Origin of the sequence: Treponema sp. JC4 (genome assembly GCF_000260795.1) — a bacterium.
In the GTDB taxonomy this organism is placed as follows: Bacteria; Spirochaetota; Spirochaetia; order Treponematales; family Treponemataceae; genus Treponema_D.
The window spans coordinates 24,376-40,122 of the sequence record NZ_AJGU01000008.1 but is presented as its reverse complement, the minus strand read 5'-3'; the positions used below and the strand labels follow the sequence as shown (position 1 = coordinate 40,122).

General features: G+C 43.1%; 13 protein-coding genes. 8 read left to right on the top strand and 5 right to left on the bottom strand.

Annotated features, from left to right (window positions below):
• Position 1: 1 nt before the first annotated feature.
• Positions 2-1,354, bottom strand: coding sequence for an OmpA family protein (locus tag MSI_RS13895; protein ID WP_009104525.1), 1,353 nt, complete (start codon positions 1,352-1,354; stop codon positions 2-4).
• Positions 1,355-1,431: 77 nt separating this feature from the next.
• Here MSI_RS13895 and hydG point away from each other — a divergent pair, with 77 nt between their 5' ends.
• Genes hydG through hydE form a run of 4 tightly spaced genes read left to right on the top strand, consistent with a single transcriptional unit; the run spans position 1,432 to position 5,284 of the window.
• A complete protein-coding gene (gene hydG / locus MSI_RS05450) occupies positions 1,432-2,952 on the top strand; it encodes a [FeFe] hydrogenase H-cluster radical SAM maturase HydG (RefSeq protein ID WP_009104522.1) in 1,521 nt (506 codons plus the stop codon).
• Positions 2,953-2,995: 43 nt separating this feature from the next.
• A complete protein-coding gene (locus MSI_RS14285) occupies positions 2,996-3,316 on the top strand; it encodes a GTPase (RefSeq protein ID WP_009104519.1) in 321 nt (106 codons plus the stop codon).
• Complete coding sequence (hydF, locus tag MSI_RS05445; protein WP_009104517.1) at positions 3,276-4,226, top strand: [FeFe] hydrogenase H-cluster maturation GTPase HydF; 951 nt, start codon at positions 3,276-3,278, stop codon at positions 4,224-4,226. Before MSI_RS14285 ends, hydF begins: the two co-directional genes overlap by 41 nt.
• Positions 4,227-4,228: 2 nt before the next feature.
• Positions 4,229-5,284 carry a [FeFe] hydrogenase H-cluster radical SAM maturase HydE gene (gene hydE / locus MSI_RS05440; RefSeq protein WP_009104515.1) on the top strand — a complete coding sequence of 352 codons (1,056 nt, stop codon included), beginning with the start codon at positions 4,229-4,231 and terminating at the stop codon, positions 5,282-5,284.
• Between the two features lies 1 nt (position 5,285).
• On the opposite strand, the gene MSI_RS05435 is transcribed toward hydE, so the two are convergent.
• Complete coding sequence (locus MSI_RS05435; protein WP_009104513.1) at positions 5,286-5,801, bottom strand: hypothetical protein; 516 nt, start codon at positions 5,799-5,801, stop codon at positions 5,286-5,288.
• Positions 5,802-6,071: 270 nt separating this feature from the next.
• Between MSI_RS05435 and MSI_RS05430 the strand changes: the two genes are divergently transcribed.
• The 4 genes from MSI_RS05430 to MSI_RS05415 all read left to right on the top strand — a co-directional run bounded on the left by MSI_RS05430 (position 6,072) and on the right by MSI_RS05415 (position 11,723).
• Positions 6,072-7,298 (top strand): adenylosuccinate synthase, encoded by a 1,227-nt coding sequence (locus tag MSI_RS05430; RefSeq protein ID WP_009104511.1) that lies wholly within the window; start codon positions 6,072-6,074, stop codon positions 7,296-7,298.
• A gap of 163 nt (positions 7,299-7,461) precedes the next feature.
• Entirely contained in the window at positions 7,462-7,827 is a 366-nt protein-coding gene (locus tag MSI_RS05425) for a hypothetical protein (RefSeq protein ID WP_009104509.1), read from the top strand.
• Between the two features lie 45 nt (positions 7,828-7,872).
• Positions 7,873-9,123 carry a CapA family protein gene (locus MSI_RS05420; protein ID WP_192807738.1) on the top strand — a complete coding sequence of 417 codons (1,251 nt, stop codon included), beginning with the start codon at positions 7,873-7,875 and terminating at the stop codon, positions 9,121-9,123.
• Complete coding sequence (locus MSI_RS05415; protein WP_009104504.1) at positions 9,114-11,723, top strand: helicase-related protein; 2,610 nt, start codon at positions 9,114-9,116, stop codon at positions 11,721-11,723. Before MSI_RS05420 ends, MSI_RS05415 begins: the two co-directional genes overlap by 10 nt.
• Here the strand turns inward: MSI_RS05415 and MSI_RS05410 are convergent.
• The 3 genes from MSI_RS05410 to MSI_RS05400 are packed head-to-tail and all read right to left on the bottom strand — an operon-like array spanning position 11,720 to position 15,734.
• Positions 11,720-13,510, bottom strand: coding sequence for a HEAT repeat domain-containing protein (locus tag MSI_RS05410; RefSeq protein ID WP_009104502.1), 1,791 nt, complete (start codon positions 13,508-13,510; stop codon positions 11,720-11,722). The genes MSI_RS05415 and MSI_RS05410 overlap by 4 nt on opposite strands.
• Positions 13,511-13,519: 9 nt before the next feature.
• Positions 13,520-14,653, bottom strand: coding sequence for a tRNA guanosine(34) transglycosylase Tgt (gene tgt / locus MSI_RS05405; RefSeq protein WP_009104500.1), 1,134 nt, complete (start codon positions 14,651-14,653; stop codon positions 13,520-13,522).
• A gap of 1 nt (position 14,654) precedes the next feature.
• Positions 14,655-15,734: an LptF/LptG family permease gene (locus MSI_RS05400; RefSeq protein ID WP_009104498.1), complete on the bottom strand. Its 1,080-nt coding sequence runs from the start codon at positions 15,732-15,734 to the stop codon at positions 14,655-14,657.
• Positions 15,735-15,747: the final 13 nt, after the last annotated feature.

The window sequence follows — 15,747 nt, the reverse complement described above, 5'->3', positions numbered from 1 at the left end:
TCTACTCCTTTTCTGTCAAAATGAATTCTACGCGGCGGTTTTTCCAGGCTTCGTCTTTTTTGTTTGTGACCATCTTTTCTGAACCGCGTCCAACAGCATTAAGACGTTCGGCTTCTATACCACGGGCAATAAGCTCTTTCTTAACAGTCTGGGCACGGGCAGAAGAAAGAGGAAGAAGCTCTTTGAGGTGCTCGCGTTCTGTACCGCTGACATTGTTTGCATGACCTTCAATTGTAACATTGTAGTTAGCATATTTTTTGAGAATCTGTGCAACAGTATCAAAGAGGTCTTTATTACGCTGAATTTCTTCGTCTGTAAGGCCTTCGTAGCCGGCAGAGTTTGGACCGAATTGAATAGAAGAAAGTGAGAAGTGAAGAACACCGTCATCTTCCTGAACCATAACACCGGTCTGAATAATTCCCGGAATAAATCCGTCTGCACCGTCATTGGCCTTAACGTACCATACGTACTGGTAAATGGCACCACCGTCAACAATTGAACCGTTCTGGCTGATACCCTTCCAGGTGTAATCCTCAGGCAACTTTCCTTTACCTTTATCAATAAAGAAGATTTTCTGACCAGGATCGTAAACGCGGAGTTCCCAGCTATTAACGCCTTCGTGCTCATCGGCATCTGATGAAACATCAAAGACTACAATATCATCTTCACCGTCTCCGTTAGGTGTAAACATCTTGCTTCTTGTAGTTGCAAAGACATTAAGGGTTCCGCCATCCATATTAAAGCTGCCAAGTTTTGAAGGACTAAAGAGAACCCTCATTCCTAAAGAAACCCGCCCGGAAGATACCATACCTTCATTTTCCATGCGGAAAGTATGGTAATAACCGACTGCAGGAATAAAATCAAAAGCCTTGTAAGACAAAAGATTAGGAAAATCAACAAGTAATCCTGCTTCAATTACAGGAGAAAATCCCTGAGAAACCTCATCTTTTCCGATTGTCTTTTTGCTCTTTGAACGATATCCGTCTGCCTTATAAAAATCGGCAAGGACAGCAAGATTTGGACGTACAGCAAGCCATTCAGGGAAGAAAGGAATGATTTCTTTTCCAAAATCATAACCTGCTTCAAGGCCAGCCTTCCATTCGGTCATCTCATAAACGAGTTCACCCTTGTCATTAGAAAAAGAAACGCCACCAAGAAGTCCAAGAGAAAGATTTCCAAGATAAACGCCGCCTTCAATATTTCCCCCACCACCAAAGCCGAAGACTTTTTCACCGTTCTGAAAAGCCGGGATGGACATATCGCCATGCACGCCGGCAAAATATTTAAGCTGGGCATGAAGCGGGAGAATACAACAACTGAGAATAACAAATAATAATAATTTAGCCTTTCGCATGCCTATAGTTTAAAGGCAAATTGCTATAAGTCAACTTTTATTTGCTCTGTTTTCTATAATATGCTATTCTTAGCGCCATGAATAAGGTTTCCGACTGGGTAAAAACACAAATAAAACAGGATCAGATTGACCGCTATCTGGAAAACGGTAAAGATTTTATAGACGATGATTATATAAACCGTACGCTTGCAGAAAACAGCTCTAATATAGAAAGAAAACGCGTTGAAGACATTCTTCAAAAGGCCCACGACATCACCCTTATGGACGATGCCGACGTAGCAGCCCTCTGTAACATCAAAGACCCGGAACTCCGTTCACTTGTTTTTAAGGCTGCTGAAGAAATCAAACAGAAAGTTTACGACAACCGCATTGTAATGTTTGCCCCCCTCTACCTCAGTTCAAAATGCGTAAACGCCTGCCGCTACTGCGGTTTCCGCTCAGATAACACCGAACAGAAACGCTCAGTTCTTACTCAGGCAGAAGTTGAAGAAGAAACCCACGTTCTGGCTTCAAAAATCGGGCATAAACGCCTTGTAATTGTATTTGGCGAACACCCCGAATCAAATGCAGACTACATTGCAGACTGCATGAAGACAATTTATTCAGTAAAAGACAAGGTTCGTAACGGCTGGGGACAGATTCGCCGCGTAAACGTAAACGCCGCCCCAATGAGCATTGAAGACCTTAAAAAACTCAACGACGCAGGAATCGGAACTTTTCAGGTATTTCAGGAAACTTACGACCACAAAATATACGCCCAGATGCACCCGGAAAACACGCTTAAGGGCAACTACCAGTGGCGGCTTTACGCCCACCACCGGGCAATGGAAGCTGGAATTGACGACGTAGCAATCGGCTGTCTTTTTGGACTTGCAGACTGGCGCTTTGACGTAATGGGAATGGTTGCCCACGCCCGCGACCTTGAAAAACACTTTGGACTTGGTCCACACACTCTTTCTGTTCCCCGCCTTGAAAAAGCAATCGGAACAAACTTCAGTTTTATTAAAAACTGGGTAAACGACGAGGACTTTAAATACCTGGTTGCAGTCCTTCGTGTTGCAATTCCATACGCAGGCCTTATCGTTACCAACCGCGAAAAGCCTCAGACTATCAGAGAGCTTTCAAACATCATCACCCAGCGCGATGCCGACAGCCGCATAGGACTGCGCGCCTATTCAGAAGCCTACCGCCAGGGACTCAATACCGCCGCCGACTGCCAGAAGCTGGACACCGCTCAGTTTGAACTTGGAGACACCCGCAGCCTTGATGAGGTTATCCGCGAAGCAGCCCAGCTTGGTCACATTGTTTCTTTTTGTACCGCCGGATACCGCTGCGGCCGAACTGGCAAAAAAATCATGACTCTTCTTCGTAACGGAACCGAAGGCTGTTTCTGTAAGCTAAACGCAGTCCTTACCTTCCAGGAGTGGCTGGACGATTTTGCAAGCGAAGAAACCCGCAGAATCGGAATGGAGCTAATTCAGCGCGAAATGGAGGAAATCCGCAGCAAGGTTCCTGGCACCTACCCGCACGCCCTTTTTACAAACTTCAACGCAAGTTACCAGAAGCTTTTGCAGGGGGAGCGAGACCTATATTTTTAGAAAGGAGGGGAGAGCCCCGCAACGCCCCCAAAGGAGACTTACAATGCAAACTTTTTCTACCCCAAATTCAGAATCTATTCACATTGTAATTGCCGGTAATACAAATGCCGGAAAGTCTTCACTATTTAATGCTTTTCTACGAAACGATATTGCCGTAGTATCTAAAAACGCCGGAACAACCACAGACCCTGTAAGCCGAAAAATTGAACTTGCAAATCTTGGTCCCTGCACCATCACAGATACAGCAGGCTTAGACGATAATACAGAACTAGGTTCAGAACGCATAAAAAAAATCTCTTTCCAGAATCCGAACCGCAGACCTTGTGCTCTTTGCAACTCCGTTAAACCAGGCTTTTACCGATGACGAAAAATCCCTGATTTCAGAACTTACAAAAGTCAAACTCCCACTTATTGCAGTTTTTACCTTTGATGATAAAAAAGACAACAAAATCCATACTCAGAAAGAAGCCTACTTCAAAAGCGCCGGCTGCAAAACTGCCTATTTTTCTTCCAAAGAAAATACCGCTTCCCACATTAAAACTTTGTATAAATTAATAGAAGAAAGTGCTCCAGAAGTTACCAGAGAACTTACTCCGGTAGAAGGCCTTGTCCGCCCCGGTTCAACAGTTCTTCTTGTAACACCAATAGATTCTGCAGCTCCAAAAGGAAGACTTATTCTTCCCCAGGTAGAAACGCTGCGAGACCTTTTAGACCGCGACTGTAACGCAATTGTAGTAAAAGAAAACACCTTACAGAGCGCCCTTGAAAACCTTAAAAATCCGCCGGATTTAGTAATTACAGACAGCCAGGCTTTTGCAGAAGTTTCCAAGATTTTGCCGCAAGAGCAGCCTCTTACATCTTTTTCAATTCTTTTTGCCCGAAAAAAAGGCGATTTTGAATACTTTATGCAGTCTCTTTCTGCTCTGGAAAATTTCCCGGACGGAGGCAAAGTTCTTATTATGGAAGCTTGTGCCCACCACCAGAAAGAGGATGATATCGGTACTGTAAAGATTCCAAAGCTTTTTAAGAAAAAAATCTGTGCTGGCGGAAAGGCAGTAACTTTTGAATGGAGCCGGGAAATCCCTGCAAATATAAAAGATTTTTCCCTTGTAATTCACTGCGGCGCCTGTATGATTACCCAGAAAACAATGCTTGAACGCACAAGTATCTTAAAAGCAAAAGGGATTCCTGTAATAAACTACGGCCTCTTTTTAGCCTGGGCAAACGGACTTCTTCCACGGGCAATTGAACCATTAAAAGGAATTGCAAAATAAAAATGAAGGAAGGCCTTACAGAAAAAATCGACAGTCTGCAAACTTCTCTTCCTTCTCTTAATGAACTTATCTATTTAATAGAAGAATTAAAGAATTCGGACGACGACACTCTCAGATATCTTTTTACAAGCGCCCGTCTTATTACAGAAAAGACCTACGGCAAAAAAGTTTTTATCCGCGGGCTTATTGAGTTTTCAAATTACTGTAAGAACAACTGCTACTACTGCGGAATTCGTAAAGATAACAAATCCGTAGACCGCTACCGTCTTACAAAGGAAGAGATTTTAGAATGCTGTGCCCAAGGCTGGGAACTTGGCTTCAGGACCTTTGTTCTCCAAAGCGGAGAAGATGATTTTCATTCCGCAGAAGATATTGCAAAGCTTACAAGTTCAATTAAATCTGCTCACCCGGATTGTGCCGTCACCCTTTCCCTTGGCGAAAAATCCCGGGAAGAATACGCACTTTTCCGCAGTGCCGGTGCCGACCGCTATCTTTTGCGCCACGAAAGCGCCGACTGCTCTCATTACAAAAAACTTAAGCCGCCTGCACTTACTTTTGAAAATCGCATGCGCTGCCTGCAAGACTTAAAAGAACTTGGCTTTCAGACAGGGGCAGGCTTTATGGTAGGCTCCCCTTTCCAGACTTCAGAGTCGCTTGCAAAAGATTTACTTTTCCTAAAAGAATTCCAGCCCCACATGGTAGGGATAGGACCTTTTATTCCCCACCATGCAACGCCTTTTAAGGATTTTCCACAAGGTTCTGTAAAACTCACTTTGATTATGATTGCACTGACAAGGATTCTTCTTCCTCATGCCCTGATTCCAGCCACAACAGCTCTGGGAACTGCCGACCCGCTTGGCCGCGAAAAAGGCTTACAGGCTGGAGCAAATGTTGTAATGCCAAATCTTTCGCCAGTCAGCGTGAGAAAAAAATACGAGCTATACGAAAATAAAATCTGCACTTCAAGCGAAGCCGCAGAATGTATTGAATGCCTAAAACGACGCCTGGAAAAGATTGACCGACAGATAGTCGTTGACCGGGGAGACTGGCAGGCTTAGGCTAAACTTCGTTCAGCATTTCCATAAAAGCATTTTTTTCGGCATTAAACTTACGAATCTGGTCGTTGAGCAAATCGATGTTTTTTTCGCAGTAAGTTCGGATTGTAGTTTTGTGCTGGGCTGCTTCGTAGTTAGCCTGTTTAAGCAAAAGGGCATATACATCATCAAGCGATTTGAATTCGTTTACAAAAATAACTTTACCGCCGATTGTTTTGGCAATTCCTTCAAGGTTTGATTCAAGAGTACCGTTATCAAACTGAGTGGAAATCCACATGCTTGGAGTTATGGCAGGGAAAATTACTTTGAGTTCGTCAGGTTCGTATTCACGTCCCATTACACGTGCTTTAATTCCGCTTAAATCCGATTTGAGAAGAAATTCGATTTTTTTGGAAATACAGGTTAAATCCTTATCATTAATTACAACCTGAAAAACCGGAGTCTTAAGACGAATCAGGATTTTATTGTCCTTGAATGAGCAAACATTAGCCTTATGTGAAAGTACAGCACCTACGTACATATCCTTAATTATAACAGTAATTTTATAAAATTGTATAGATTTTTTTTGAAGTTCAGGGGGCACTGATTATGTAAGAAAAATGGCTTCCGGTCGAGCCATTTTTCTCTTCCATATTTCAGTTCCACCTTTACCCCTGCTTAAAAACTTCATAATGACTAAAATCTTGCTTTATGATATAGTATGCGCGTGCTGAGACTTGAGATGATTCTTCGGGGCAGCACAAAAATATCTTTTACTCCGCGATGATTCAGCGGAAGGGAGAAAAAATCCATGAATATTGTAGTAATGGGTGCCCAGTGGGGCGATGAAGGCAAGGGAAAAATCGTTGACTACCTTGCTCAGGATGCAAAATACGTTGTTCGTTTTGCGGGCGGCGCTAATGCAGGTCACACAATCGTTGTTGATGGTAAAAAGTACGCTCTCCATCAGGTTCCGTCTGGAATCCTTTATCCGGAAAAATCTGTTTTCCTTGGAAGCGGAATGGTAATCGACCCTGAGGCTCTTTTTAAGGAACTTCAGATGCTCAAAGACAACGGTGTAAACTGGGAAGGCCGTGTATTTATTTCTGACCGTGCCCACCTTACTCTTCCAGGCTACCGTGAAATGGATAAGGCCCGCGATGCAGCTCGCAAGCGCCCTATCGGAACTACAGGCCGCGGAATTGGTACTACATATTCTATGAAATCTGAACGCGACGGTATCCGTGTTGCTGACCTTGACTGGGAAGAAAAATGGAACGACCTTGACGATGCAGATAAAAAATTCCTTGAACAGTATAAAGACCAGCTTATCAAAATGCGCGTAAACATTGCAGCTAAAATGTATGAATACCGCGATGAAAAGATTTTGTTCGAAGGTGCTCAGGGTGCTATGCTGGACATTGACTCTGGTACATATCCTTATGTTTCATCTGGTGCTTCAGGAAGCTACGGTGCTTCTTCAGGTTCTGGAATTGGTCCTAAGGCTCTGGACAAGATTTACGGTGTATTCAAGGCTTATGAAACCCGCGTTGGTAACGGTCCAATGCCATCTGAATTCAATGCTGATACAGAAGGCGAACTCTGCGACTACGTTCGTAACACAGGTAACGAGTTTGGTGTAACAACTGGTCGTCCACGCCGCTGCGGATACCTTGACCTTGTAGCTCTCCGCTATGCCTGCCACGTAAACTCAATCGACAACCTTGTTCTTACTCACCTTGATATTTACGACGACATGAACGAAATTGAAGCTTGTGTTGCTTACGACATCGACGGAAAAATCGTAACAGACTTCCCTACTTCAATTCCTGAACTCAACCGCGCAAAACCTGTTCTTAAGAAGTTTGACGGCTGGAAGGCTGACATTACAAAATGTACAGACTACAAAAAGCTTCCAAAAAATGCCAAGGCTTATGTAGAGTTCATTGAAGACTTTACAGGCACAAAAGTTGGTATTGTTTCTGTAGGTGCAGACCGCAACCAGACTTTCGTTCGCGAAAAAATCTGGCATAAATAAAATTACTTATATTTAAGCTTAAAAGCGGGAATGTGATTTTTACACATTCCCGCTTTTTTTTTTTGCATTTATTAACAATCTTTTAGCCATTTTTGCAGGTTCGGAGTATAAATAGATGTAAAGAAATTAAACATTTACTTCGAAACAAGCAGGAGGAATTATTATGGATACAAAAGAATTAAAAGAAATGATGATGAAACAGGGAGTTCCAGAAGAGCAGATTGAAAAAGTTGACCTTGCAAAACTGGCCGAAATTATTGATAAGGCTTCAAATATTGATGAGATCGGTGCAGGCTTAAAAGAACTATTTCCAGATTTCGACGAAGCTGCATTCCGAAAAAAAATTGCAGAAAATACAGAAGCAAGTGATAAGGTTGAAGATCTTTCTGATAATGCCCTTGCAAGTGTTGCTGGAGGAGCTGGTAAAAATAAAATGTCAACGGAAGATAAGGTCCTTGCTATTGTTGGAGGAATAATAGCGGTAGGAGCTTTGGGTTATCTGGCTGTAGAAGGAACTAAACCTCGTTAATTAATTTTCTACAATTTTTATAGAATATGCCGTATAATGGAAGCAATGCAAAAATTGTTTTCTTATACGGCATTTTTATTTTCCCTGCTATTATTTTCCTGCGCTACAACAAAGGCTCCTGTAAATGCTGATATAAGTGAAAGTTCTGCTGCGAGTGCCGCCGTCAGTCCGGCTAAAAAATCAGAAATAGATTCCCCCACTCTTACAATCACCTTTGCGGGCGATATTATGGCCCACACCTACAATCACAACATTACAAAGTATGATAAAATCTGGGACGGAGTCAGAGAATACATAGAAAGCGCTGACCTTGCTTTTGCAAATATTGAATCCCCGGTTGATCAGACAAAGCCGGTTTCTTCCTACCCAAATTTTAACCTTCCCCGCCGTTATGTTGAGGCAGCAATTGATGCGGGTTTTGATGTATTTTCCCTTGCCAACAATCATTCCTTTGACCAGTTCGAGAAAGGAATCCAGCATACTATCAGAAGTGCAGAAGAAATTACTGCTGAATATGAAAAAAAGGATCAGTATGTCTATTTTTCGGGCCTTAAAAAGAATAAGGGCGATTCCTACTCTTATAACATAGTAGAAAAAAACGGCTGGAAGATTTTATTTCTGCCGGTAACGGGAATTTTAAACTACCCTCACGACCACGCCTTTATAAATTATGTAAAAAGCAGTGAAAAATCTCACCGGGAGTTTGTGGAATTCTGTAAAAAACTTAGGACTGAAAATCCCTGTGATTTATTTGTAATTTCCATGCATGCGGACGAACCGGAATATAAGAGAGCTGTTCTTAAAAGCCAGAGGGATTTTTACTTGCAGCTGCTGGAAGTGGCAGACGTGGTCTGGGCAAATCATGCACACATCATAAAAGACCGGGAATTTGTGTTTGAAGCAGAAAGCGGTCGACATAAGCTGATTATGTATGCGAACGGAAATACAATCAGTGCCCAGAGAACCCAACCGACTTTTGACGCAGGAACTCCAATGAGCGAACGAGACCACACAGGAGACGGACTTTTATATTCTGTGCAATTTATAAAGACTAAAGCGGGCAAAACACGCTATAATACAGAAGGAAAACCTGAAAATCCGGTTCAGATAAAAAAGGCTCAACCGGTTTTTATTACTACTTATATCAACACCGCCTGGGAATTTGTGCTCAAGCCGCTTAATCAGGAATTTGTGGATTATCTGAAAGAGGTAAAACGTAAGAACTGGGCATCCTACATTGAAAGGCGGATTAAAGTTGACAGGGAAGAAACAAAGGATTTAATTACATGGCAATAGACTATAAATCATTACCAGTTTACGCGCAAAAACAGAAAATTTTAGACTGTCTGGAAAATCATCAGGTTGTAATTGTAGAAAGCCCAACCGGTTCCGGAAAAACAACCCAGATTCCGGTGATTTTATACGAAGCAGGCTATGCAACCAACGGAATGATTGGCGTAACTCAGCCCCGCCGAATTGCGGCCCTAAGCGTAAGCGAATTTATTTCAAAGCAGCTGGGAACTACTTACCCTGGCCTTGTCGGCTACAAAATGCGTTTTGAAGACCAGACAAACCAGGACACAAGAATCAAAATCATGACAGACGGAATCCTCCTTCAGGAAATGAAGCTGGACCCATGGCTTTCTAAATACAGCGTTTTAATGATTGATGAAGCCCACGAACGAAGTTTGAACATTGACTTTGTTCTTGGACTTGTAAAACGCGTTTTGAAAGAGAGAAAGGACTTTCACGTAATTGTTTCTTCAGCGACGATGAACACCCAGGTCTTTTCTGAATATTTTGACAACGCGCCTATTGTTTCTATTGATACTATAACCTACCCGGTAAGCGTGGTTTACGACCCTATTGAAGGCGGAGCAACTACCGCGACTGAGGCCGGCTGCGATGCAATTTTGAACAAAATCTGCCGCACGGTAGACCGCGTTTTAGACAACGGAGATGACGGCGGAATCCTGATTTTCCTTCCGGGCGAAAAAATCATCAAAGACTGTATGTACCGGCTTGAGCACGCGCCTTTCAGCCGTCAGCTCTGGGTACTGCCACTTTATGGCCGCCTGCAAAAAGAAGAACAGGAAAGGGTTTTTGACAATCCTCCTAACGGCAAGAAAAAGGTCGTAATTTCCACAAACATTGCAGAAACTTCGGTAACAATTCAGGACATCACAACCGTAATTGACTGCGGTCTTGCAAAACTGAACTTTTACAGTCCGAGAACCTTTACCTCAAGCCTGGTGGAAACTTTGGTCAGCAAGGCCAGCTGTAATCAGCGTAAGGGACGAGCCGGCCGTACTCACGAAGGAACCTGTTACCGCCTTTATTCGCGCAAGGATTTTGAAAGCCGCGAAATGTACACAAAGGAAGAAATCTACCGCACAGACTTGAGTGAGGTTGTTCTCCGCATGGCTGAGCTTGGAATCACTGATTTTTACAACTTTGATTTTATTGCAAGCCCGGGCCGCGAAGGAATTATCGGTGCCGTAGACACTTTGAATATGCTGGGAGCGCTCGACAGCGACAATACTCTTTCTGAAATCGGAAAGCTGATGGTAAAGTTCCCGCTGGAGCCGAGAATCAGCCGAATTATTGTAGAAGCTATTATGCGCTACCCGGATGTTACCGACAAGGCTCTTGTGGCAGCCTCTTTTTTGAGTGCAAACTCTCCTTTTGTTCTGCCACCTAATGAAGAAATGGAAGCCCGCAAGGCTCACCACCGTTTCCGCGACCTTCAGGGCGACTTCGGAACTTTTATCAACCTCTTTAACGCCTGGAAACAGACCGATAACCGCGAAAAGTTCTGCAAGAAAAATTACCTTGACGAACGCGTAATGTCGGAAATTGAAAATATCTACATTCAGCTTGGCGAAATTGTGGGCGATAAAATGGGAATCCCGCTTACCCACAAAAACGGCAGCATGCAGGATTACCTCTGCTGTATTGCGGCGGGTATGATTCAGTTTGTCTGCATACGAACTGGACGTGAAAATTACCGCTCTCTTACAGCAGACCACATCTGCATTCACCCGGGAAGCGTTATGTTCCGCCAGAATCCGGTATTCATTGTGGCAGGAGAAATCGTACGTACCTCCCGCATTTTTGCGATGAGCGTTTCGCCACTTACCCACCCTATGCTAGATATGATAAATCCAGATCTTTTTGACCGCCTTATGGCCTGTAAGTCTGCAAAAGATACAGCCCGGGCTGAAAAACGCGAAAAAAAGTTGCAGGAAATTGCCAAGGCAAGCCTTAAAAAATCAGATAAGAAAAATGCAGACAACAAGGCTAAAAATCAGGCAGCTGCAAAAGAAGCAGACGAAAACTTTTACTTTGGCGGCGACAGCTTTGAAACAAAGAAGATTAAAGGAAAGAAAACTGCCCTTCTTCCTCTTGAGCGCTTTATTACCGCAGCCCAGAATGAGACAGATAAAAATAAAATCAAGGCCTGCGCAAATCTCAAGGGCCGCATAATTCTCCGCGACGGAGGAATGCTTTTGGACGGCGAAAAACTTTCTACAATTCTTGAAATTGCAAAGAATATCATTCTTACCCCGATTGCAGAAAAGCACTGGAACCGTAATTTTAACGGAAGCATTTACAACGAGGTAGAAAAAGAGCAGATTATTTTTGCCCTGGAAGTAGTACTTCGTACAACAATCGCAAAGCAGAAAAACAAGGAATACGGCTTTATCACTCTCTACACAGACGGAAAGGGAAATTACTGGCTTAAAACTTCCCGCGGCTTTTCAACTGCCCTTCAGGAGACTCACGCCAGCCTGGAAGCCCTGGTAGAAGAAGAGGTAGATTTCAGTCCGGAAGCCGAAGAGCGCATTAACGCAGCCCTCCGGCTTGTGAATAAGTTTTACGATAAGAAGGATTAGTCTTTTTTCTCTTCCTCTTTTTTAGCTTCGTCTTCAATTCCAAGCATTTTCTTTGCGCGGTTGCGGACAGAACCGTTACCTTTGCGGTCAAGGGCAAGAGAGCGGATTTTTTCTTCTACAGGACCAGAGAACTTGTAGTTTTTGTACATATCAAGACCGATATTCTGTAAATCTCCGTCTTTACTTTCAAGATACTTGAGACAGATAGCCTCATAGCTGTGTTTAGAGCGTTTTGCAAGTTCGTTTCCAATTCCCTTGGCAAGGTTTTTCATGCGGACATCAGAAAGACACTTTTCTGCAAGGGCAAGAATTTCTTCTTCACCGTGTTCAGCATCAAGCAGGGCAATAACAACCTTAACCTTGATATTGTCAGACACCTTCTTTTCGAGCATGTCTTTAAGGAACTTGTCTGCATTAGGCTCGTTATAAAGAGGCAGGGCTGAAATTGCCGCTTCCTTAATTATACGTTCGCTGTCGTTTTCGGCACGGTACATGAGATATGGAATTGCGTGATAATCAAGAATCTTTTTAGAAACATTGATAGCTTCCTGACGTACCTTCCAGTGCTCGTCTCGGATTCCCTGAAGAATACAAGCCTGAGCTTTTCCGTCCTGAGGGAATTCTCCAAGTCCTTTAATTGCATACTGGCGCAGGTTAGGATTTGCATCCTTATAGGTATTTATAAGAACAGGAACTGCTTCCATCTTTCCCATAAGGCCAAGGGCTTCTGCGGCATACATGCGGACAAAAGCGTTTTCATCTTCGTTTTCAAGAATTGCTACAATTTTATCAAAGGTTTCTACAGCGTGAAGCTTACCAAGGGTACGCATTAAAGTCTGGCGCTGGGCATCACTTAAATCATCGCGTTCAAGATATTCTGCAATTGAAAGAGCAGACTTGGCATCACCAATTTCGCCGATTGTAGAAAGAGTATCGTTGAAGTAGGTTTCGTTGTCGCTTTCAAGAATTGTAAAGACTGCAGGAATTGCGGCGTCTGTGTGAACCTTCTGAATGTATTCAAAGCAGGCTTTTACAACATCAGTTTTTGTATCGTAAGGGTCGTTTAGAACGGTTACGGCAAAGTTTTCCAGACAAGGATCTTCAAGCTTTCCAAAATATTCAAGGATTTTCTGCTGAATCTGAACGTTTTCGCTTACTTCAAAAAGGTCGTAAATCTCTTCGGTAAAGCGAGGGTCGTCATTAGTCATTAAATTATCAATCAGTTTTGTAATTTCAGAAGGAAGTCCGTACTTGATTGTCTTTTTATTTTCTTCAGGAACTTCGTCATTTTCGTCTTTATCGGCAGCGGCTTTTGCCTTTTCTTCGTCAATCGGCTTAGGGCGTTTTTTAGGCGGAACATCTGAAACTCCGGCCGGAGAATTTGATTTTTTTTCAGAAGAATTTTCTTCTTCGGCGGAAGCTTCCGGGCTAACTTCGTCTTCAGTTTCTTCTGTGAGTTCTTCGGCTTCAAGAGAGCTTTCATCTTCTGAGGCCGCTTCCGCTTCTTCTTCTGGAGTTGAGTCTTCCGGTTGGGCTTCTGTATTGTCCGTGCCGGCCGAAGAAGCCTCATCATCAGGGGACTGAAGCAGTTTTTTTTCTTCTTCTGTAAGTTCAAGGCCATCCAGCAGGTCGGAAAGAGAGTCATCGATTGTAGAACCTGTATCGTCCGGGAGAGAGCCCTCGCCAAGGGGATACAAATCCTTAACCTGGGTAGGGTCAGCAGTCTCCTGTGCAAAAAGTGCGGCAGAAAATAAGGTAAAAATTGCAATTCGGACTGATTTTTTCACGGCTGCCCCCTAGACTCCCGAGTGGAATTTTTCAAGGAAGTTTTTGCGGTATTCTTCAAAGCGGTCTTCGTTGATTGCCGCACGGATTTCACCAATCATATTGTGGAGGAAATAAAGGTTGTGGTAGCTTGCAAGAATTGAGCTGAGGATTTCCTGTTCTTTAAAAATGTGACGGAGGTAAGCCTTTGTGTAAGTGCGGCAAACCTTGCAGTTGCACTCTGGGTCAAGCGGCTCGTGACTGTGAGTCCAGCGCTCCTGCTTAATGGAAAGCATTCCCCGGTGAGTAAAGTATGAACCGTTACGGGCGTTGCGGGTCGGAAGAACACAGTCGAACATATCGATTCCGGCCTGTACGGCATCAAGAATATATTCAGGAGTTCCGATTCCCATTACGTACTTTGGCTTATTTTCCGGCAGGTACTGAACGGTGTAATTAAGGAAGCGGGTAAATTCTTCGGGAGTTTCGCCCACGCTAAGACCACCGATTGCAATACCAGGCATATCCTGTTCGCTTACAAACTCTGCACTCTGCTTACGCAGGTCTTCAAAAAAGTTTCCCTGAACGATTGGGAAAAGCATTCCCTTGTAGCCCTTTTCTACTTCGCTTTCCCACTCTTTTTTTGCACGAAGGAGCCAGTCGCAGGTAACCTTAAGGGCTTTTTCTGCAACTTTGCGGGGTTCACCCGCCCCTGTGCATACGTCCAGCTGCATCTGAATGTCGGAATTAAACTTTCTCTGGGTCTGAACTACGCTTTCCGGCGTGAACATGTGGTAGCTTCCGTCGATATTGCTCTGAAAGCGTACTCCTTCATCAGTAATTTTTCTGAGTTTTGAAAGGCTGAATACCTGGAATCCGCCTGAGTCTGTCAAAAAGTTTCGGTTCCACTTAGAAAAACCGTGAAGTCCGCCTGCTTCTTCAATAAGGTCTGCACCCGGGCGCAAAAAAAGATGATAGGTATTTGCAAGAATGATTTCAAAATTAATTTCTTCAAGAAAATCCTTTGGCATTGCCTTTACTGTGGCATTGGTTCCTACAGGCATAAAAACCGGAGTCTGAACATCGCCGTGAGCCAGATGAATAACGCCGGTGCGGGCTTTTCCGTCGGCAGATTTATGTTTAATGTCAAAAATGTTTGTTATCATACTAAGTCCTACTATATTTTAATAATATTATACTCGCAATTGTAAATAAAATCACAGGCGACCAGGCACCTGCAAAAGGTGAAATATAGCCGTGCTTTGCAAAAACCATTGTTACCATGTGCATTACATAAAAAAGTACAGAAGCGCTGATGCAGGAAGCAAGGCTGATTAAAAGAACGTTCTTTCTTGTCTTTCCTGTAAGTCCGATTGAAAGAAAAACTACAATAAAGACGATAAAGGGAAAGGCAAATTTCTTGTAGTATTCCGAAAGCTGCTCCCCAAAAGGAAGGCCGGCTTTTCTAAGATGATCGATATAGATTTTTGCTTCCTTTGCAGAAACCGACTGAACGTCTACAATATTTTTTCGGAAGATTTCATAAGATTCAGTAAGATTTTCTTCAAGCAGGGGGTCAAAAGCTCTGCTTGTAAAGCGGCCATTTTCATCCTTAACATATTCCAGAGTATTCTGAAGGCGCCAGTGTTTAAGTTCAAAATCCCAGCTTGCTAAATCTGCGTGAACAAGGCTTAAAAAGTTTTTATTTTCATCGCGGAAAATTACATAAAGATTTTGCAGGCGTTTTGTCTCTTCAAAATATCTGGCGGCATTATAAATAATTTTACCGTTTTCTGAAATTACAATTACATTATTATTATTGTCGCTTTCAAATTTCTGAAGCAGCTGATTCTGCAGCTTCATCTTTTTTTCGTAAGTCTGAACTACAAGACCGTTTTCAAAGGCAAATAGCCCGAAGGAAAGAAGAATAGAAAGAATGAGCACAGGAGAAGTAAACTTAAAAAGCGAAACACCGGAAGCAAAAAGGGCTTGAAGCTCATTGTTGGCATACATGTTACTGAGCGAATAGGAAGAAGAAAAGAGAATTGCAACCGGCACGGCATACCAGATTGTTTTTGGAATATAGTTGAGCATAACCACGCCGATATCATGCCAGGAAGAGCCGTTCTGAAGATAAGTCGTAAGATTCATAAAAAGATCTACAAGGTTCAAAACCAGGGCAAAAAATAATACTGCGCCCACAAAAAGAGGAATGATTTTTTTTAGAAGATATCCGACAAGTTTCAAGCTTCTTCTCCTT

Excerpts from the sequence above, each read along its gene's own strand:
- MSI_RS13895 (WP_009104525.1), bottom strand. The coding sequence starts at position 1,354 with ATGCGAAAGGCTAAATTATTATTATTTGTTATTCTCAGTTGTTGTATT.
- hydG (WP_009104522.1), top strand. The coding sequence starts at position 1,432 with ATGAATAAGGTTTCCGACTGGGTAAAAACACAAATAAAACAGGATCAG.
- MSI_RS14285 (WP_009104519.1), top strand. The coding sequence starts at position 2,996 with ATGCAAACTTTTTCTACCCCAAATTCAGAATCTATTCACATTGTAATT.
- hydE (WP_009104515.1), top strand. The coding sequence starts at position 4,229 with ATGAAGGAAGGCCTTACAGAAAAAATCGACAGTCTGCAAACTTCTCTT.
- MSI_RS05435 (WP_009104513.1), bottom strand. The coding sequence starts at position 5,801 with ATGTACGTAGGTGCTGTACTTTCACATAAGGCTAATGTTTGCTCATTC.
- MSI_RS05430 (WP_009104511.1), top strand. The coding sequence starts at position 6,072 with ATGAATATTGTAGTAATGGGTGCCCAGTGGGGCGATGAAGGCAAGGGA.
- MSI_RS05425 (WP_009104509.1), top strand. The coding sequence starts at position 7,462 with ATGGATACAAAAGAATTAAAAGAAATGATGATGAAACAGGGAGTTCCA.
- MSI_RS05420 (WP_192807738.1), top strand. The coding sequence starts at position 7,873 with ATGCAAAAATTGTTTTCTTATACGGCATTTTTATTTTCCCTGCTATTA.
- MSI_RS05415 (WP_009104504.1), top strand. The coding sequence starts at position 9,114 with ATGGCAATAGACTATAAATCATTACCAGTTTACGCGCAAAAACAGAAA.
- tgt (WP_009104500.1), bottom strand. The coding sequence starts at position 14,653 with ATGATAACAAACATTTTTGACATTAAACATAAATCTGCCGACGGAAAA.